Annotated in this window: 15 protein-coding genes; 10 read left to right on the forward strand and 5 right to left on the reverse strand. The window is 64.7% G+C overall.

The window, feature by feature from the left end; genetic code table 11:
• Positions 1–63: 63 nt before the first annotated feature.
• A complete protein-coding gene (locus tag WHZ77_RS01930; protein WP_375312146.1) occupies positions 64–1,422 on the reverse strand; it encodes a Rieske 2Fe-2S domain-containing protein in 1,359 nt (452 codons plus the stop codon).
• A 289-nt stretch (positions 1,423–1,711) separates the two neighbouring features.
• Here WHZ77_RS01930 and WHZ77_RS01935 point away from each other — a divergent pair, with 289 nt between their 5' ends.
• On the forward strand, positions 1,712–2,497 hold the full coding sequence (locus WHZ77_RS01935; protein WP_375312147.1) for an IclR family transcriptional regulator C-terminal domain-containing protein: 786 nt from the start codon (positions 1,712–1,714) through the stop codon (positions 2,495–2,497).
• Positions 2,498–2,559: 62 nt separating this feature from the next.
• A complete protein-coding gene (gene ybaL / locus WHZ77_RS01940) occupies positions 2,560–4,290 on the forward strand; it encodes a YbaL family putative K(+) efflux transporter (protein ID WP_375312148.1) in 1,731 nt (576 codons plus the stop codon).
• A 17-nt stretch (positions 4,291–4,307) separates the two neighbouring features.
• Here ybaL and WHZ77_RS01945 read toward each other — a convergent pair whose 3' ends face one another.
• Positions 4,308–4,703, reverse strand: coding sequence for a group II truncated hemoglobin (locus WHZ77_RS01945; protein ID WP_375312149.1), 396 nt, complete (start codon positions 4,701–4,703; stop codon positions 4,308–4,310).
• Between the two features lie 188 nt (positions 4,704–4,891).
• Positions 4,892–5,800 carry a helix-turn-helix transcriptional regulator gene (locus WHZ77_RS01950; protein ID WP_375312150.1) on the reverse strand — a complete coding sequence of 303 codons (909 nt, stop codon included), beginning with the start codon at positions 5,798–5,800 and terminating at the stop codon, positions 4,892–4,894.
• Positions 5,801–5,939: 139 nt separating this feature from the next.
• Here WHZ77_RS01950 and WHZ77_RS01955 point away from each other — a divergent pair, with 139 nt between their 5' ends.
• The 5 genes from WHZ77_RS01955 (at position 5,940) to boxB (ending at position 12,211) form a co-directional block, all read left to right on the forward strand.
• The gene (locus tag WHZ77_RS01955; protein ID WP_375312151.1) at positions 5,940–7,481 is read left to right on the forward strand and encodes a benzoate-CoA ligase family protein; all 1,542 of its coding nucleotides are present in this window, start codon (positions 5,940–5,942) and stop codon (positions 7,479–7,481) included.
• A 110-nt stretch (positions 7,482–7,591) separates the two neighbouring features.
• Positions 7,592–8,410: an alpha/beta fold hydrolase gene (locus WHZ77_RS01960; RefSeq protein WP_375314876.1), complete on the forward strand. Its 819-nt coding sequence runs from the start codon at positions 7,592–7,594 to the stop codon at positions 8,408–8,410.
• Positions 8,411–8,428: 18 nt separating this feature from the next.
• Positions 8,429–8,953 carry a DUF309 domain-containing protein gene (locus WHZ77_RS01965; RefSeq protein WP_375312152.1) on the forward strand — a complete coding sequence of 175 codons (525 nt, stop codon included), beginning with the start codon at positions 8,429–8,431 and terminating at the stop codon, positions 8,951–8,953.
• Positions 8,954–9,056: 103 nt separating this feature from the next.
• Positions 9,057–10,745, forward strand: coding sequence for a 2,3-epoxybenzoyl-CoA dihydrolase (gene boxC, locus WHZ77_RS01970; RefSeq protein WP_375312153.1), 1,689 nt, complete (start codon positions 9,057–9,059; stop codon positions 10,743–10,745).
• Positions 10,746–10,759: 14 nt separating this feature from the next.
• The gene (boxB, locus tag WHZ77_RS01975; RefSeq protein WP_375312154.1) at positions 10,760–12,211 is read left to right on the forward strand and encodes a benzoyl-CoA 2,3-epoxidase subunit BoxB; all 1,452 of its coding nucleotides are present in this window, start codon (positions 10,760–10,762) and stop codon (positions 12,209–12,211) included.
• A gap of 235 nt (positions 12,212–12,446) precedes the next feature.
• Here the strand turns inward: boxB and WHZ77_RS01980 are convergent, their stop codons facing one another.
• Positions 12,447–13,256 (reverse strand): SDR family oxidoreductase, encoded by an 810-nt coding sequence (locus tag WHZ77_RS01980; RefSeq protein ID WP_375312155.1) that lies wholly within the window; start codon positions 13,254–13,256, stop codon positions 12,447–12,449.
• 70 nt (positions 13,257–13,326) lie between these two features.
• Positions 13,327–14,385, reverse strand: coding sequence for a polysaccharide deacetylase family protein (locus WHZ77_RS01985; RefSeq protein ID WP_375312156.1), 1,059 nt, complete (start codon positions 14,383–14,385; stop codon positions 13,327–13,329).
• Between the two features lie 166 nt (positions 14,386–14,551).
• On the opposite strand from WHZ77_RS01985, the gene WHZ77_RS01990 reads away from it, so the two are divergent.
• The 3 genes from WHZ77_RS01990 to WHZ77_RS02000 all read left to right on the forward strand — a co-directional run bounded on the left by WHZ77_RS01990 (position 14,552) and on the right by WHZ77_RS02000 (position 17,730).
• Positions 14,552–15,946: an OmpA family protein gene (locus WHZ77_RS01990; protein WP_375312157.1), complete on the forward strand. Its 1,395-nt coding sequence runs from the start codon at positions 14,552–14,554 to the stop codon at positions 15,944–15,946.
• A 2-nt stretch (positions 15,947–15,948) separates the two neighbouring features.
• A complete protein-coding gene (locus tag WHZ77_RS01995; RefSeq protein WP_375312158.1) occupies positions 15,949–16,251 on the forward strand; it encodes a hypothetical protein in 303 nt (100 codons plus the stop codon).
• A gap of 423 nt (positions 16,252–16,674) precedes the next feature.
• Positions 16,675–17,730, forward strand: a complete 1,056-nt coding sequence (locus WHZ77_RS02000) for a lysylphosphatidylglycerol synthase domain-containing protein (protein ID WP_375312159.1) — start codon at positions 16,675–16,677, stop codon at positions 17,728–17,730.
• Positions 17,731–17,751: the final 21 nt, after the last annotated feature.

Here is a 17,751-nt window from a genome sequence, read left to right on the forward strand (position 1 = left end):
GCGGAGCATGACAGCGGAGAACGTAGAGCCGCCGTCGCGACCCGCTGGCGCCGAATGGCATCGTCACTCCGCCGCCGTCAACCGATGTATATTATCCGCGATCTCCTTCGGCACGGGGGCCGTCCAAGGCGCGCCGCGGCGGCGCTTGACGTCGACTTCCATCCAGTAGGTCTCCCAGCCCCGGGTCGGCCCGATACCGTCCATCGTTGCCGGCCCCTGGATCGAACGTGCATTGGCCTCGTCGAGAAACAGTATCGGCCTCTCGCCGCCGCCGACCTTCTCGATCTCCTGCCGCAGCAGGCGGCGATATTGCACGATCGCCTTGTCGCTCGAGCCAAGATGCTCCTTGGTGCGATCCTGGATCGCGCCCATCGATTCCACCGCCCACTGGTCGTGGACGTTGATGTCGTTGCCCATGCCGGTATAGGTCGCGGTCTGCTGCTCGTGCGGATCGAAGCCGTAATCGTTGCCCCTGTTCTTGCGTGATTTGTAGTCGGGTAGCTCGTAGAGCTCGAGCCGCTGGTCACGCATCTTCTTTTTATCGACCGGCGCGGCATAGCTGGTGAAGATCGCGTACCAGTAGCAGTTCTCGTCGTCGACCGGCACGTGCCACTGCGTGATCGTCATCTCCGTGCTCATGGGGATGACGAAAGCGTGCGGAAACAGCTGGTTGGTGACGCGCACATGGGTGCGTTCTTCGTCGATCTCGCGCAGCGCGATCAGCCTGAGGCCATACTCGGTATGCTCGACATTGATGATCGGGCGGTCGTATTCGCGCAGGATCTTGGTCATCGGCAGGTCGCTTCCGGCGGAGGCGCCGCGGAACTGCTTGCCATAGGCCGTGGACGTGTCCTCGTCCTCGAAGAAGCGATGCAGATAGGACGCGTGCGCGGGGTCGATGCCGACTTCCAGTGCCTGCAACCAGTTGCAGGCCATGTGGCCCTTGAACGCAAAGGTGTGTGTGCCGGGCGCGACGAAGCAGTCGATCTCCGGGAATGCCGGCGGTTGGCCCTCGCCAAGATAAGCCCAGAGGATGCCGCTCTTCTCCACCACCGGGTATGAGCGCTGGCGGATGTTCTGGCAGAGCTTCGAATCTTTCGGCTCGGCCGGGGTCTCGATGCACTGGCCGGTCGCGTCGAACAGCCATCCGTGGAAGGCGCAGCGCAATCCGCCATGCTCGAGCCGTCCGAAGGCGAGGTCGGCGCCGCGATGGGCGCACAGGCGGTCGATCAGGCCGTAGCGCCCTAGCTCGTCGCGGAACAGCACCAGGTTCTCGCCGAGCAATTTGACGGGACGGATCGGACGGTCGCCCTCCAGCTCGTCAACCAGCGCCGCCGGCTGCCAGTAGCTGCGCATCAGCTTGCCGCAGGGATCCTTCGGCCCGGTGCGGGTGATCAGGTCGTTCTGCTCCTGGCTCATCATGGCAGTCGCGTCCTCTTTTGTTCGAACATGCAAGTCGAGAGCCGGCGGGGTCTTCGCCTCTCCCCCGCGTGCGGGGAGAGGCCGGATTGCATCGAAGATGCAATCCGGGTGAGGGGGGCTCTCCGTAAGTCTGACTGTCACCGTCCCCGTGGAGACTCCCCCTCACCCCACCCTGTCCCCGCAAGCGTGCCTGCTTGACGAAATGTGTTCGTCTATTGAACGAATGGGCGAATTATGACATGCCTTGGATTGGCGGCAAGCATTATTTTGCAGGACTGTCCGGAGGACCATGCCCAAGCTGAAACGAAGCGAGACCGACGAGCGCGCGACGGATTTCGTCGAGAGCCTCGATCGTGGCCTGCGTCTGCTTCAATGCTTCGGAGCGACGAAGGGTCCGATGACGCTGAGCGATCTCGCCCGCGCCGCCGATCTGCCGCGCGCCACCACCCGGCGCATGCTGTTCACGCTCCAGCGCGGCGGCTTCGTCTCCGGTGACGGAAAGCTGTTCTCGCTGACGCCGCATGTGCTGACGCTCGCGGCGTCCTATCTGCGCTCCAACCAGCTCGTCACGGTCCTGCAACCACTGCTCGATCGTGTCGCGATCGCGGCGAATGAAATCTCCTCGCTCGCGGTGCCGGACGGTGACGATGTCGTGTTCGTCGCGCGCAGCAGTCCGGCGCGGATGTTTTCCGGCGGTCTCGAAATCGGCTACCGGCTGCCCGCCTTCTGCACCTCGGTCGGCCGCGCCATGCTCGGCCAGCTCGACGATGCCGATCTCGCCGCGCGCCTGAAAGCGATGAGGCGCGAAGCGCTGACGCCGCAGACAGTGACCGAGCCCAAGGCGTTGCTCGCGCGCATCCTTGCCGATCGCGCGCAGGGCTATTCGCTGGTCGATCGCGAGGCCGAGCCGCATTTCCGCTCGATCTCGGTTCCGGTGCGTCGTTACGACAATGTGATCGTCGCCGCCATCAACATGGGCGCCCATGTCGACCGCGTGCCGGCGCAGGAATTGATCGACCGTTTCCTGCCGCTGCTGCGCGATGGCGCGGAATCCGTGCGCTCGCAATTGCTGTGAGCCTGCAACCCGCGCGCACAGGTCGCGGTGCGCCAGCGTGCTCGCTGTGTCACAAGGCAAAAATGCCGCATGAAACACCTCTCATCGCCACCATCGTCGTCGGACTTGGACTAGCCTTCGTCTTCGGAACGATCGCACAGCGGTTCCGCATACCGCCGCTCGTCGGCTACCTCTTGGCTGGCGTCGCGGTCGGTCCGTTCACGCCGGGCTTCGTCGCCGATCAGGCGCTTGCCACCGAGCTCGCCGAGCTCGGTATCATCCTGCTGATGTTCGGCGTCGGCTTGCATTTCTCGCTGCAGGACCTGCTTTCGGTGCGAAAGATCGCGGTGCCCGGCGCCGTCGTGCAGATCGCAGCTGCGACATTGATGGGGCTCGGCCTTGCATGGCTGATGGGCTGGGGCATCGCAGCGGGGCTGGTGTTCGGACTGGCGCTGTCGGTCGCGAGCACCGTCGTGCTGCTTCGCGCGTTGCAGGAGCGGCGCCTGATGGAGACCGATCGCGGCCGCATCGCCGTCGGCTGGCTGATCGTCGAGGATCTCGCGATGGTGCTCGTGCTGGTGCTGTTTCCCGCGATCGCGAGCCTTCAGGGCGGCGCCGGGGGCAAACCCGCGTTCGAGCCGCTCGCCGCGCAGGCCGGCTTCGGGCTTGCCGGAATCGTGATGCTGACCCTCGTCAAGATCGTCGTGTTCATCGGCTTGATGCTTGTCGTGGGGCGCCGGGTGATCCCGTGGATCCTGCACTATATCGCCCATACCGGCTCGCGCGAATTGTTCCGCCTCGCCGTGCTCGCGATTGCGCTGTGCGTCGCCTTCGGGGCGACCAAGCTGTTCGACGTCTCGCTGGCGCTCGGCGCCTTCTTCGCCGGCATGATGCTGCGGGAATCGCCGCTCAGCGCGCGTGCCGCGCAGGAATCACTGCCGCTGCGCGACGCCTTCGCCGTGCTGTTCTTCGTCTCGGTCGGCATGATGTTCGATCCGATGAGCGTGGTCCGCGAGCCCTGGCCGCTGCTCGCGACGCTCGCGATCATCATGCTGGGCAAATCGCTCGCGGCCTATTTGATCGTCGTCATATTCCGCCACCCTGTCGCCACGGCGCTGACGATCTCGGCGAGCCTGTCGCAGATCGGTGAGTTCTCCTTCATCCTGGCGGAGCTCGGCGTCGCCTCGCAGATCTTGCCCAAGGAGGGCCGCGACCTGATCATGGCGGGCGCGATCCTCTCCATCATGCTCAACCCGTTGATGTTCGCCGCCGCCACCTGGCTTGCGCCGCGTCTCGACCCGCGGCGCGAAGAGCCTGCGGTCCCGGCCGCGGTCACCGAGGCGATCCGAACCACGGAGCTGACGGATCATACCATCGTGATCGGCTATGGCCGCGTCGGTGCGCTCGTCGGCGACGCGTTGAAGCAGCGGCAGCTGCCGTTCCTCGTTGCTGAGGTCGGAGAGAGCATATTGGCGAAGCTGAAGCAGGACGGCATCGAGACCATCATGGGCAATGCCGCGCAGCCGGAAATTCTCGAGGCCACAAATCCCTCACGGGCGCGGCATCTGGTGATCGCGATCCCCGAAGCGTTCGAGGCGGGACAGATCGTGCAGCAGGCGCGCGCGGCCAATCCGGATATCCGCATCATCGCGCGGGCGCATGCGGATGCCGAGGTCGATCATTTGAAGGGACTGGGGGCGGATGTCGTCATCATGGGCGAGCGGGAGATCGCGCGCGGCATGATCGAGGAGCTGGAGCGGAGAAATCCGGATGCTGCCGAAGATCCCCGCATGCGCGCCGTCAGCGTGTCGTAAGACGCATCTCGCGCCGCTCACTGCCGGTTGCGCATCCAGTCGGCAAGGCCCGATATCGCGCGATCGAGGTCCTGCCGTGCGGCGGCGTCCGTGACCGTCTCCTCCAGTGCGCCGCGCATGCAGAGCAGCCAGGCGTCGCGCTCGGAATCGCCGATCGCAAAGCCGAGGTGCCGCTGCCGCAGTCGCGGATGGCCCTTCTCGACGGAATAGAGCTTTGGGCCGCCGGTCCATTCGGTGAGATAGCGCTTCAGCACGTCCCTGATCAGGCCGAGGTCGTCCGCATGCATGGTGCGGATCACCTTCGCCTCCGGCAGCGTATCCATCCGGTCGTAGAAGCGATCGACCATCCGGTCGATCGTGGCGCTGCCGCCGATCCGCTCGAACATGGAGATTGCGGCGTCGCTATCGGTCATCGTGGGTCCTGATGTTTACGGCTGCGATCGGATATATGGTCAGCGAAGGTTGTGCGCAAATCTCCGCTGCCGTCCATAACCACAGGGCGTAGTTTGGCGAAGATTGGTAGTTCGGGATTAGCCGCGCGCGCAATCGATGGATCACGCTGTATGGGTCCCTGCGTTCGCAGGGACGACAGCGGGGCACTTTACAGCGCTACGCTTCGCAGCCCGAAGCTGCGGGCTTCGTTCTGCAGCACCGGGCGGACCGCATCGATCAGCCGTGCCGCCGCCGCGTCGACCGACAGCCCTGCCGTGTCCACCACCGCTGTCGCGCGCGCGTACAGCGGCTCGCGGCTCAGCAAAATGTTGCGCAACTCCGCCATGGCCGAGCGGTCGTCCGCCATCGGGCGGAGGTCGCCTTGGCGCCGCACGCGCGCCATATGCTCCTCGGGCTCGGCCTTCAGCCAGATCGTGTAGAACGACGACAGGATCTGGTCGAAGGTCAGAGGCTCCGAGACGATACCGCCGCCGGTCGCCAGCACCATCAGTTCGTTGCGTGCGAGCAACTGCTGCAACGCCGCCTGCTCCATGCGGCGAAAGCCTTCCTGGCCGTAGAGCGCGATGATCTCGGCGACCGAAAGTCCGTTCTGCTGCTCGATCTCCTTGTTGAGCTCGACAAAGCTCCAGCCGATCTTCTTGGCCAGCATCCGGCCGAGCGTGGATTTTCCGGCGCCGCGCAGGCCGATCAGCGCGATGCCGCAGAACGGCGCGCGCCGCGGCGCGGACGCGCTGCCGCCGGCGAGCAGGTCTTTTGCCTGTGCGATCTGCGCCGGCGTCGCCTTGCGCAAGAGGTCACGAAACATCTGCCAGTCCGGCGTCGGATCGGTCGAGAGAAGCAGGTCTTCCAGATGCGCGCCCATCGCGTCGGAGACGCGGCGCAAGAGCACGATGGAGACGTTGCCCTTGCCGCTCTCGAGCTGCGCGATGTAGCGCTCCGAAATTCCGGAGACCTTGGCGAGCACTTTTCGCGACATGCCACGCAGCGCGCGCATGGTGCGCACGCGCTGGCCGAGCTGTTCGAGAAATCGGAATTCGGCGTCGGGACTGTCGGTCATGAGCCTTCTCTAACGGATGCCGTCCTTGAAAAAGCTCCTGCGGCGCATTTTAATGAAACATAATGCCTGCTAACATTGACAGCAAGCCGCTGCAGTGTCTTTCTATGAATTATAATTCTAAAAATCGGGGGAGAAGTCCGTGAGCGAGGGATCCTATAACGCGGTGACCTGGCTGCTCGACCGCAACGTCGAGGAGGGCAGGGGAGGCAAGCTCGCGTTCGACGACACCGTCGCCCGGCTCACCTATGGCGAGCTTCAGCAGCAGACGCGTCGTGTCGCCAACATGCTGCGCCGTCTCGGTGTGCGCCGCGAAGAGCGCGTGGCGATGATCATGCTGGATACGGTCGATTTCCCGCTGCTGTTCCTCGGCGCGATCCGCGCCGGCATCGTGCCGGTGCCGCTCAACACGCTCCTGACCGCGGACCAATATGCCTACATCCTCGCCGACTGCCGCGCCCGCGTGCTGTTCGTCTCCGAAGCACTCTACCCCGTCATCAAGGATGTCGTCGGCCGCATGCCCGATCTCGAGCATGTCGTGGTCTCCGGCGTCAAGCAGAACGGACACAAGCAGCTGGCCGAAGAGCTCGCTGGCGAGAGTGACCAGTTCACCACCGCGGCGACGCATCCGGACGAGCCGGCGTTCTGGCTGTATTCGTCGGGCTCGACCGGCATGCCCAAGGGCGTGCGCCACATCCATTCGAACCTGCAGGCGACCGCTGACACCTACGCCAGGCAGGTGCTCGGCATCCGCGAGACCGACGTCTGTCTCTCCGCGGCAAAACTGTTCTTCGCCTACGGCCTCGGCAATGCGCTGACCTTTCCGATGTCGGTCGGCGCCACCGTGATTCTCAACAGCGAGCGTCCGACGCCGGCGCGCATGTTCGACCTGATGAACCGATACAACCCGTCGATCTTCTACGGCGTGCCGACGTTGTTCGCGGCGATGCTCAACGACGAGACGATGAAGGCCGAGCGGGGCGGCAGGAGCTTGCGCATCTGCACCTCGGCCGGCGAGGCGCTGCCGGAATCGGTCGGCAACAGCTGGAAGGCGCGCTTCGGCGTCGACATCCTCGACGGCGTCGGCTCGACCGAGCTCCTGCACATCTTCCTGTCGAACGCGCCCGGCGACATCAGGTACGGGTCATCAGGCAAGCCGGTGCCGGGCTATGCGGTGCGGCTCGTCAACGAGGTCGGCCAGGACGTCGCCGACGGCGAGGTCGGCGAGCTCCTGGTCGATGCGCCCTCCGCCGGCGAGGGCTACTGGAACCAGCGCCACAAGAGCCGCCGCACGTTTGAAGGCCCGTGGACCCGCACCGGCGACAAATATGTCCGCGACACTGATGGCCGCTACACCTTCTGCGGCCGCGCCGACGACATGTTCAAGGTCTCCGGTATCTGGGTCTCGCCGTTCGAGGTCGAGAGCGCGCTGATCACCCATCCCGCCGTGCTGGAAGCCGCCGTCGTGCCCGAAGCCGATCCGGAAGGATTGCTGAAACCGAAGGCCTTCGTCGTCCTGCGCCCGGGCGCGACGACGGCGGGCCTGCAGGAGATGCTGAAGGAGCACGTCAAGCAGAAGATCGGCCCGTGGAAATATCCGCGCTGGATCGACGTGGTGGAGTCCTTGCCGAAGACGGCGACGGGAAAGATCCAGCGCTTCAAGCTGCGCGAGGGCGCGAATTAGCCATAGCCGTCGTGGCCGGGCTTGTCCCGGCCATCTACGATCTTTCGCGCGGCAAAGACGTGGATGCCTGGGTCAAGCCCGGGCATGACGACCGAGAGAAGAGTAACAGCATGACCAACCTCACCCCCACTGGTTTCCTCGGCATCGGCAACGCCAGCCTCGAGTACAAATGGCTCGCGCCGCAATCAGCCGATGCGCCGACCATCGTCATGCTGCACGAAGGCCTCGGCTCCGTCGGGCTATGGGGCGACTTTCCCGAAAAGCTTCAACAGGCCACCGGTGCCGGCATCTTCGTCTACGCGCGCGCGGGCTACGGCCAGTCGAGCCCGGTCACCCTGCCGCGGCCGCTCGACTACATGCAGCGCGAGGCGCTGGGCGTGCTGCCTGAGATCCTCGACGTGATTGGCTTCAAGCGCGGCCTGCTGCTCGGTCATTCCGACGGCGCTTCGATCGCGACGATCTATGCCGGAGCCCATCAGGATCACCGGCTGCAGGGCCTCGTGCTGATGGCGCCGCATTTCATCGTCGAGGACATTTCGGTGCAGTCCATCGCTGCGATCAAGACCAGCTTCGAGACAACGGATCTCAAGGCCAGGCTCGGGCGCTGGCACAAGGACGTCGACAACGCCTTCTACGGCTGGAACGGCGCCTGGCTCGATCCGAATTTCCGTGGCTGGGACATCTCGGAATATCTGGCTTACATCCGCGTTCCCATTTTGATCCTGCAAGGTGTAGATGACCAATATGGGACACTGCGGCAGGTCGAAATTGCGCAGGAAGAGTGTTACTGTCCGGTAGATTTGAAAATTATTTCAGACGCGGGCCATTCCCCGCATCGTGAAGCGCCGGGGGCGACGCTTGACGCTATTGAGCAATTTGCAAAAGCGGCCCTGCGCGACGATCAGGGACTTCAGGGACGCGCCGCATGATCTTGCGGGGGCACATCCATGAATGTGCCGCCCCAGGCGGGCGGCCATTTGCCGTGGCCGCAATGGGCCTATGTGCCGGGCGATGCCGCCGGGCTGGACGCCGATTACGTCACGCTCGACCTCGCCAAGGCGCTGGTGCCGCCGGCGTTTCGCGGCTACGTGCCGGCGCGCCATCCGGCGCTGCGCTACGGGCTCGCGCTCAACGACCGCGGCTATTTCTGGGAATCGCAGGAGGTGCTGGAGGCGGTGTGGGCCGCGGCCCCGCAGGGCGGCCGCGAGCGCATCCTGCTGCGCGCCTGCATCCAGATCGCCAACGCGAATTTGCGGCTGCGGATGCAGAAGGCGCACTCGGCCGCACGCCTGTTTGGCGATGCTCTGGCAGAGCTGCGGGCGCTCACCTCGCGCAAGGCGGCGCCGGCCGGCGATGGCTTCGTCGAGAGCTTTCCGATTCCAGCATTGACGGCCCTGCTTCAAGCCAAGCTCGGCCGTCCCCAGCTCTCCAAGGCCGACTGGATCGCGATCAGCGCCATTGTGCGGTCCTGAGCATGAAGCAAAGTGCATGTATCGACAGAAATGGACTAGACGCGTCTAGGAAGATGCATTATTGTGCATCTGAGATAAAACCAAGACAGCATAGGGATGGCCCATGGCCGGGGAAGATCGGCGCCTCGCAGGCGGCGCGACATTCATCGATTTCCAGACCGAGCCGTCCCGTTACCGGCACTGGAAGCTCGCGGTCGACGGTGACGTCGCGACGCTGACCATGGATGTCGACGAGAACGGGGGTCTGTTCGAGGGCTATCTGCTCAAGCTGAATTCCTACGATCTCGGCGTCGACATCGAGCTCGCCGACGTGGTCCAGCGCCTGCGCTTCGAGCACCCCGAGGTGAAGGTCGTGGTGATCCGTTCGGCCAAGAACCGCGTGTTCTGCGCCGGCGCCAACATCCGCATGCTCGCGGGCTCCACCCACGCCCACAAGGTCAATTTCTGCAAGTTCACCAACGAGACCCGCAACGGCATGGAGGACTCCTCGGAGAATTCCGGCCAGCGCTTCATCACGGTGGTGAACGGCTCGGCCGCCGGCGGCGGCTATGAGCTGGCGCTTGCGACCGATTACATCATCCTCGCCGATGATGGCGCCTCTGCCGTCGCGCTGCCCGAGGTGCCGCTGCTCGCGGTGCTGCCGGGCACCGGTGGCCTTACCCGCGTCGTCGACAAGCGCAAGGTGCGCCGCGACCACGCCGATTTCTTCTGCACCATCGAGGAAGGCGTGAAGGGCAAGCGCGCCGTGCAGTGGCGCCTCGTCGACGAGATCGCACCGAACTCGAAGCTCGAAGCCAAACTCGCCGAGCGCGCCAGGGAATTCGCGGCCGCCTCCAAGCGCAAGGGCAGCGGCAAGGGCATCGCGCTCACGCCGCTGGCGCGCGTGATCGACCAGACCAGCATCCGCTACGGCTTCGTCACCGTCGATATCGACCGCACGGCCCGCATCGCCACCATCTCGATCAAGGCGCCTGAAACCGCGCCGCCCGCCGACATCGACGGCATGATGGCGCAGGGTGCATCGTTCTGGCCGCTGCAAGTGGCGCGCGAGCTCGACGACGCCATCCTGCATCTGCGCATCAACGAGCTCGAGATCGCGATGCTGGTGTTCAAGAGCCATGGCGACCGCGGCCATGTGCTCGCGTCCGACGCCTTCCTCGAAGCCAACAAGGCGCACTGGCTGGTCAACGAGATCAGGCATTACTGGAAGCGTGTGCTGAAGCGCATCGACGTCACCTCGCGCACGCTGGTGACGCTTGTCGAGCCTGGTTCGTGCTTTGCCGGCACCCTCGCCGAGCTCGTCTTCGCCGCCGACCGCTCCTACATGCTGATCGGCACGCGCCAGGGCGACAATCGCCCGCCGCCGTCGATCGAACTCTCGGCGATGAATTTCGGCCCGTATCCGATGAGCCATGGCCTGACGCGGCTGCAGTCGCGCTTCCAGGCCGATCCCTCCGACGTGGAGCGGGCGGAAGCCACGCTCGGCACGACACTCGATGCCGAGCAGGCCGAAGAGCTCGGCCTCGTCACCTTCGCGCTCGACGACATCGACTGGGACGACGAGGTCCGGGTGTTCCTCGAGGAGCGCGCCAGCTTCTCGCCCGACAGCCTCACCGGCATGGAAGCGAACCTTCGCTTCGTCGGCCCGGAGACGATGGAATCGAAAATCTTCTCGCGCCTGACCGCGTGGCAGAACTGGATCTTCCAGCGCCCCAACGCCGTCGGCGAGGAAGGCGCGCTGCGCCGCTACGGCAGCGGCCAGAAGCCGAAATTCGATATGACAAGAGTTTAGGGAGAAGCACGGCCATGAACGTGAACATCATGAACGTCGACTACTCGACCAAGATTCCGAACAACGTCAATCTCGCCGAAGACCGCCAGGTGCTGAAGGCGCTCGAAGGCTGGCATCCCGGCTACATGGACTGGTGGAGCGACATGGGGCCGGAAGGCTTTCAGGAGTCCCTGGTGTATTTGCGCACCGCCTATTCGGTCGATCCACGCGGCTGGGCCAAGTTCGATTACGTCCGCATGCCCGACTATCGCTGGGGAATCCTGCTTGCGCCCCAGGAAGAAAACCGCGTCGTGCCGTTCGGCGAGCACTATGGCGAGCCGGCCTGGCAGGAAGTCCCCGGCGAGTATCGCGCCTTGCTGCGCCGCCTGATCGTGATCCAGGGCGACACCGAGCCGGCCTCGGTCGAGCAGCAGCGCCATCTCGGCAAGACCGCGCCTTCGCTCTACGACATGCGCAATCTGTTCCAGGTCAATGTCGAGGAGGGCCGTCACCTCTGGGCGATGGTCTACCTGCTGCAAAAGTACTTTGGCCGCGACGGTCGTGAAGAGGCCGACGATTTGCTGCGCCGCCGCTCCGGCGATGCCGACGCGCCGCGCATGCTGGGCGCCTTCAACGAGGCGACGCCGGACTGGCTGTCCTTCTTCATGTTCACCTACTTCACCGACCGCGACGGCAAGATGCAGCTGCACAGCCTTGCGCAGTCGGGCTTCGATCCCCTGTCGCGCACCTGCCGCTTCATGCTGACCGAGGAAGCGCACCACATGTTCGTCGGCGAGACCGGCATCACCCGCGTCGTGCAGCGCACCTGTGATGCGATGCGCGAAGCCGGCATCACCGATCCCACCGACATCGCAAAGGTCCGCGCGCTCGGGGTGATCGATCTTCCGACCATCCAGAAGAAGCTGAACCTGCACTACACGCTGTCGCTTGATCTGTTTGGCTCGGAAGTCTCGACCAACGCGGCCAACGCCTTCAACACCGGCATCAAGGGCCGCTATCACGAGACCCAGATCGACGACGACCACCAGCTCAAGAACGCGACCTACCCGGTGCTCAAGTTCATCGACGGCCAGATCAAGCTGGTCGACGAGCCGGCGCTCACCGCGCTCAACATGCGCCTGCGCGACGATTACAGCCAGGATTGCGTCAAGGGCCTGCTGCGCTGGAACAAGGTGATCTCGACCGCGGGCTACGACTTCCAGCTCAAGCTGCCCAACGTCGCTTTCCACCGCCACATCGGCGAGTTCAAGGACGTGCACGCGACGCCGGATGGTCTCTTGATCGACGACCCCACCTGGGCCAAGCGCAAGGACGAGTGGCTACCCTCGATCGCCGACGGCGACTTCATCACCTCGCTGATGCAGCCCGTCACCGAGACCGGCAAGTACGCCTCCTGGATCTCGCCGCCGAAGGTGGGCATCGACAACAAGCCGGGCGATTTCGAGTATGTGAAGATCGAGACGTAAGGCTGAGGCGCCGCCTCACACTCGGTGCCGTCCCGGACAAGCAAAGACCTGGCAACGCATCGCGTTGTCAGGTCTTTGTGCAGATCCGGGACCCGTACTCCCAGGGAGGAGTTGTGGAACGAGATCGAAGTTGCGAGTCTTCGCCCAATGACTTCCTGTGGTTATGGATCCCGGCTCTGCGCTTCGCTTGTCCGGGATGACAGCGGAATGTGGGGCGAGCGCAACGTCGTCCCCCTCAGCTATCCCACCCGCTCCCCTTGATCCCCGGGTTGGCGTAGACAATCCCGCCGTCCACCGCGATGGTCGCGCCCACCACATAATCTCCCGCGCGCGAGGCGAGATAGATCGCCGCGCCCGCCATGTCCTCGTCGGTGCCGATGCGGCCCACCGGCACGCGGGTCGAGACCTCGTCGGCATGATCGCGTGCCGCGCGGTTCATGTCGGACTTGAACGGGCCGGGCGCGATCGCGGTGACCACGATGTGGTCGGGGATGAGCTTGACCGCCATGCGCCGCGTCAAATGGATCAGGCCGGCCTTGCTCGCCGCGTAGGAATAGGTCTCGCCGGGATTGACGAAGATGCCGTCGATCGAGGCGATGTTGATCACCTTGGCCGGCCGCTCCGCGCTTGCCGATGCGCGCAGCGTCGGCGCCAGCGCCTTGGTCAGGAAGAACGGCGCCTTGACGTTGAGGTTCATCACCTTGTCCCAGCCGCTCTCCGGAAACTCGTCGAACTCCGCGCCCCAGGCCGCGCCCGCATTGTTGACGAGGATGTCGAGCTTCTGCTCGTGCTTCCTGAACTCGCTCGCCAGCAGCTCACAGCCGGCGAGTGTGGAGATGTCGATCGGCAGCGCGATGCACTCGCCGCCATATTGCACGGTGAGCTCCTTGGCCGTCGCCTCGCACGGCCCCGCCTTGCGCGCGGTGATGTAGACCTTAGCGGCGCCGGCGCTGAGAAATCCCGCCGCGATCATCTTGCCGATGCCGCGCGAGCCGCCGGTCACCAGCGCAATGCGGCCCTTGAGTGAGAACAGATCGTTGAACATGGTGCCTCCCTTGGTTGGCGACGTTTTGAGCGGGGAGGAGAGGGGAGTCAAGGAAGGCGCAGGACGAAGCCTACGCTGCCGCGATCCTGCGAAAGCCGTTCCACATCGCGGTCGCGGCGCCCGAGGTCAGCACCGGCAGAATGCGCGCGTCCTGGTAGTTGCCGTTGAGCGAGACGCGCGGCAGCGCGGTCATGTGGTCGGCGTTCTCGGCGAACAGCATGCCGGGCCGCGTCGTCACCGCGGTCTTGAAGCCGGCGGCCGCAGCAAGCGCGAATTCACGCTCGCTCGCCGCCTCGCGGTCGCCATAGGGATAGGCGAAATGCAGCACGGGACGCTCCAGCGCCTGCTCGATCCGCGCGCGGCTCATCGCCATCTCCTGCGCGGCGATCTCCTCGCTCTGCTTGGCGAGATTGCAATGGCTGACGCTGTGGGCGCCGATCGTGACCAGCGGATCGGCGGCAAATGTCCTTACCTCGTCCCAGCTCAGGCAGAGGCTGCGGCACAACGCGGCCATGTCGACGTCGTATCTGGCGCATAGCGCCTCGATCTCGCGCTTGAGATCATAGTCGCCCGGCAGCGCGCGGAGCCAGTCGTGCAGGCGATCGAATGCCGCCTGCTTTGCGGCAGGCGTCGTCGCATCGAGCCGCAGCGCGGAATTGCCGATCTGCACATCGACCTGCTCGGCCTTGGCGATCACGGCCTCCAGCGCGGTCCACCACAGACGTCCGGTGCCCTCGGCGAAATCGCTCGCGACGTAGACGGTAAGAGGCGCGTCAAATTCGCGCAGCACCGGCAGCGCATGGTCGAGATTGTCGCGATAGCCGTCGTCCAGGGCGAAGGCGGCGAAGCGGCGGGCGAACCGGCCCTGCACCAGCCGCTCATGCAGCTCGTCCATGCTGACGATGTCGATCTCGCGCGAGCGCAAATGGCTCAGAGTGGCGCGCAGGAATTCCGGGGTGACCTCGAGATGCCGGTTCGGCTGAAACGCAGCCTCGCGGGCCGGCCGCACGTGGTGCAGCATGAAAATGGCGCCCACGCCCGATAGCAATGGGCGCAGCAAGTGGTGCGCCCCACTGAAATAGAGCGCCCCCAGCCCGGCGCGGATGACGTTATTGCGGAGTTGTTTCATTGCAGGCTGGTGGACCCCTGGGCATTCCGCCCTCAACTTAGGGTGTGACCCTTGAAGAAAAAGTTATTCCAATTGTCCATGCAGAGCCTTGGGAGGGCCGCCATTTCAGGTTTGACAGCCTGCCAAGGGTTTGTTTTGTCTCCGGTTCCAGATTTCAGGTCGTCGAATGCAAAAGCTTTTCAGGTGGGCCAGCAAATGGTGGCCAGGGCTGATCCCCCTGGCCGTCATGTGGGGATTTGCGGCCTGGAATAACACTTTGCCGGTCGAGGCGGACCTCTCCGCCCGCAGCTCGGCCGCCCTCAAGGACACCGTCCTGGACAAGACCCGTATCACGGTGGACGGCCGCGACGTCAGCCTGGCCGCGGACGCCTTTTCCGAGGAAGGGCGCCGCGACGCCGTGATGGCGGTCGAGGCTGTGCCCGGTGTGCGCGTGGTCGACGACCGGACCCGCCTTGTTCCCGAGGCAAAACCCTTCGTCTGGAATGCCGAACGTGACGTGGTGCGGGTGACGCTGTCGGGCTCCGCGCCGCTGCCGTCGATGAAGGGCCGGCTGACCGAGGCGGCTCGCAAGGAGGTCGGCGGCGTCGAAGTCGCCGATCAGATGGGTCTGGCGCGCGGTGCGCCGCCGCGGTTCGAGGCGGCCGCGATGCTGCTGCTCGACCAGATCGGCAGGCTGAAGGACGGCAAGATCACGATCACCGACACCAAGGTCAATCTCTCCGGCATGGCGCGTGATCTCGGCGGCCGCGAGGCGATTGCGGCTGCGCTCAAGAACCTGCCCGAGGGCTTTTCGATCGCCGCCAACGAGATCAAGGCGCCGCCCTATATCTTCCAGGCCTACAAGGACCCGGTCGCCGCGACCGTGACGCTGACCGGCTACGTGCCCGACAACAATCTGCACGCAGCCATCGCAACGAGTGCTTCGCGAAAGTTCTTCACCGAGAAAGTCGTCGACAATCTCAAGGCCAGCATCGGAGCCCCCGGCTCTTTCAACATCGCGGTGGTCGCAGCCCTTGGCGCACTGTCGCGGCTGTCGACCGGTACGCTCGTCGTCTCCGATCGCGAGGTGAAGCTGTCGGGCGATGCGCTCTACGAGAGCGCCGCGAACGACATCCGCGCAGGCCTCGGCAAGGATTTTCCCAGGAACTGGCAGTACAAGCCGGAGATCACGGTGAAACCCGCGGCGGGCCCGGTCGACGGCACCGTCTGCCAGCAATTGTTCTCGGAGCTGTTGAACAAGGGCAAGATCCGCTTCGCAACGAGGCGCGCCGACATCGATCCGGATTCCGCCGGCATTCTCGATCATCTCATCGAGACGGCATTGCGCTGTCCCACCACCAATATCGAGGTTGCCGGGCATACCGATGCCGATGGCGAGGACTCCGTCAATCAAGCTCTCTCGGAGAAGCGCGCCCAGGCAGTGATCGACTATCTGGTCAAGGCCGGTCTGCCCGCCAGCCGCTTCACCGCGGTCGGCTATGGCAGCACGCAACCCGTTGCGGGCAACGACACTGACGACGGCAAGGCGCAGAACCGCCGCATCGAATTTCTGGTGAGGTGACGATGCCCTATCTCGTCTCGTTCCATATGGGCTGGCTGATCGGCTCGCTGCTGCTCGGCTTCTGCATGGGCTGGATCTCGGTGGTCCAGCGCGGCAACGGCACTTCGAAGGTGACCGCATACTGGCTCGCGGCGCTCGCCGTCGCCCTGGTCGCAGCCTCCTTCGCGCATGTGGTCCCCGGCCGCTTCGGTTACTGGCTCGACCTCGCCCTGGTCATGTTCGCCTGCTACCTCGTCGGCTGCACCATCGGCGCCTTGCTGCGCGACCGGGTGGTCTCGCGGAGCCAGCCTGCGGCCGCTCCGTGATGTTGCCGTGCACCCTGGTCGCTTGGGGCACACGGAAACCGTGATCAGACGCACCGGTCGCCCCCTCTTTCAACAGGCGGGCGCGGCCCATAGATTGACGTCGGCTTAAGCCATGACGGAACATTGTACGGCCGAAATCATCAAAACTTCATGGCACCTGCGCAGGATTGCCACGGAGATTCGCGTCAGTCTTGCCGCCGAAAGCGCCAAACCGTGCATCAGGGGTCCGCAATCCTGCCTAAAATATTGAAGGCACGAGTTTTTGTTCGAATTGGCGAATTCCACTGCGCCCGAAAACGCGCTAGTGGAGAGGCAGGGGGCATGCGCGATGCCGGAGCCGGTGGCGAGGGTTCGTTGAGTGCCTGTGCGTCGTCCGCCTGTCCGCCGGCCACCTTGGCCGCTGAAGCGTTTTTCGAGGTCTAGATGCTGGAAGCCATACGCAGGGCGACGACGTTTCTGCGCCAGAAGCAAGTCCTGCATAAGCTTGGAGTTGTGATCAGCGTCGCGGTCATCGGCATCGCTTGCTATGTGCTCTACCACATGCTGCGCGGCATCGACATGAACGAGGTGATCGAGGCGATCAAGAGCACCGAGCCGCGCCAGATCGCGATGGCGGCGCTGTTCGTGGCCGCGGGCTATTTCACCCTGACCTTCTACGATCTGTTCGCGGTGCGTGCGATCGGCCACAGGCATGTGCCTTACCGCATCAACGCGCTCGCCGCCTTCACCAGCTACTCGATCGGCCACAATGTCGGCGCCAGCGTCTTCACCGGCGGCGCGGTGCGCTACCGCATCTATTCGGCCTATGGCCTGAACGCGATCGACGTCGCAAAGATCTGCTTTCTCGCCGGCCTGACCTTCTGGCTCGGCAATGCCGCGGTGCTCGGCCTCGGCATCACCTACCATCCGGAAGCCGCCGCCTCGATCGACCAGCTGCCGCCCTGGTTGAACCGGACCCTGGCGATGATGATCATCGCGGGGCTGGTCGCCTACGTGGTCTGGGTCTGGACCCATCCGCGCGTGGTCGGCCGCGGCCCCTGGACCGTGGTGCTGCCGGGTGGTCCGCTGACGCTGCTCCAGATCGCGATCGGCATCATCGATCTCGGCTTCTGCGCGCTCGCGATGTACGTGCTGGTCCCGGACGAGCCCAATCTCGGCTTCGTCGTGGTCGCCGTGATCTTCGTCTCGGCGACGCTGCTCGGCTTTGCCAGCCATTCGCCCGGGGGCCTCGGCGTATTCGACGCCGCCATGCTGGTCGGCCTCTGGCAGATGGACCGCGAGGAGCTGCTCGGCGGCATGCTCCTGTTCCGCGTCCTCTATTATCTGTCTCCCTTCGTCATCTCTGTAATCTTGCTGACGTTTCGCGAGGTTATCATCGGCGCGCGATCGAAGCGACTGCAACAGGCGGCGCTCAAGCTCGACCCCGGCCCGGCGCCTGAAGCCGCCTATGTGCGAGAGCGTAGCGACGGCGGCGCCTGACCGGCACTGCCCCCAAGGAGA

It is taken from the genome of Bradyrhizobium sp. A5, assembly GCF_042076515.1.
In the GTDB taxonomy this organism is placed as follows: Bacteria; Pseudomonadota; Alphaproteobacteria; order Rhizobiales; family Xanthobacteraceae; genus Bradyrhizobium; species Bradyrhizobium cosmicum.

Bases quoted from the DNA above. Each gene is read 5' to 3' on its own strand.
- boxC (WP_375312153.1), top strand. From the start codon at position 9,057: ATGGCCGGGGAAGATCGGCGCCTCGCAGGCGGCGCGACATTCATCGAT.
- WHZ77_RS01950 (WP_375312150.1), bottom strand. From the start codon at position 5,800: ATGACCGACAGTCCCGACGCCGAATTCCGATTTCTCGAACAGCTCGGC.
- WHZ77_RS02000 (WP_375312159.1), top strand. From the start codon at position 16,675: ATGCTGGAAGCCATACGCAGGGCGACGACGTTTCTGCGCCAGAAGCAA.
- WHZ77_RS01985 (WP_375312156.1), bottom strand. From the start codon at position 14,385: ATGAAACAACTCCGCAATAACGTCATCCGCGCCGGGCTGGGGGCGCTC.
- ybaL (WP_375312148.1), top strand. From the start codon at position 2,560: ATGCCGCATGAAACACCTCTCATCGCCACCATCGTCGTCGGACTTGGA.
- WHZ77_RS01990 (WP_375312157.1), top strand. From the start codon at position 14,552: ATGCAAAAGCTTTTCAGGTGGGCCAGCAAATGGTGGCCAGGGCTGATC.
- WHZ77_RS01945 (WP_375312149.1), bottom strand. From the start codon at position 4,703: ATGACCGATAGCGACGCCGCAATCTCCATGTTCGAGCGGATCGGCGGC.
- WHZ77_RS01965 (WP_375312152.1), top strand. From the start codon at position 8,429: ATGAATGTGCCGCCCCAGGCGGGCGGCCATTTGCCGTGGCCGCAATGG.
- WHZ77_RS01995 (WP_375312158.1), top strand. From the start codon at position 15,949: ATGCCCTATCTCGTCTCGTTCCATATGGGCTGGCTGATCGGCTCGCTG.
- WHZ77_RS01930 (WP_375312146.1), bottom strand. From the start codon at position 1,422: ATGATGAGCCAGGAGCAGAACGACCTGATCACCCGCACCGGGCCGAAG.
- WHZ77_RS01960 (WP_375314876.1), top strand. From the start codon at position 7,592: ATGACCAACCTCACCCCCACTGGTTTCCTCGGCATCGGCAACGCCAGC.
- WHZ77_RS01980 (WP_375312155.1), bottom strand. From the start codon at position 13,256: ATGTTCAACGATCTGTTCTCACTCAAGGGCCGCATTGCGCTGGTGACC.
- boxB (WP_375312154.1), top strand. From the start codon at position 10,760: ATGAACGTGAACATCATGAACGTCGACTACTCGACCAAGATTCCGAAC.
- WHZ77_RS01935 (WP_375312147.1), top strand. From the start codon at position 1,712: ATGCCCAAGCTGAAACGAAGCGAGACCGACGAGCGCGCGACGGATTTC.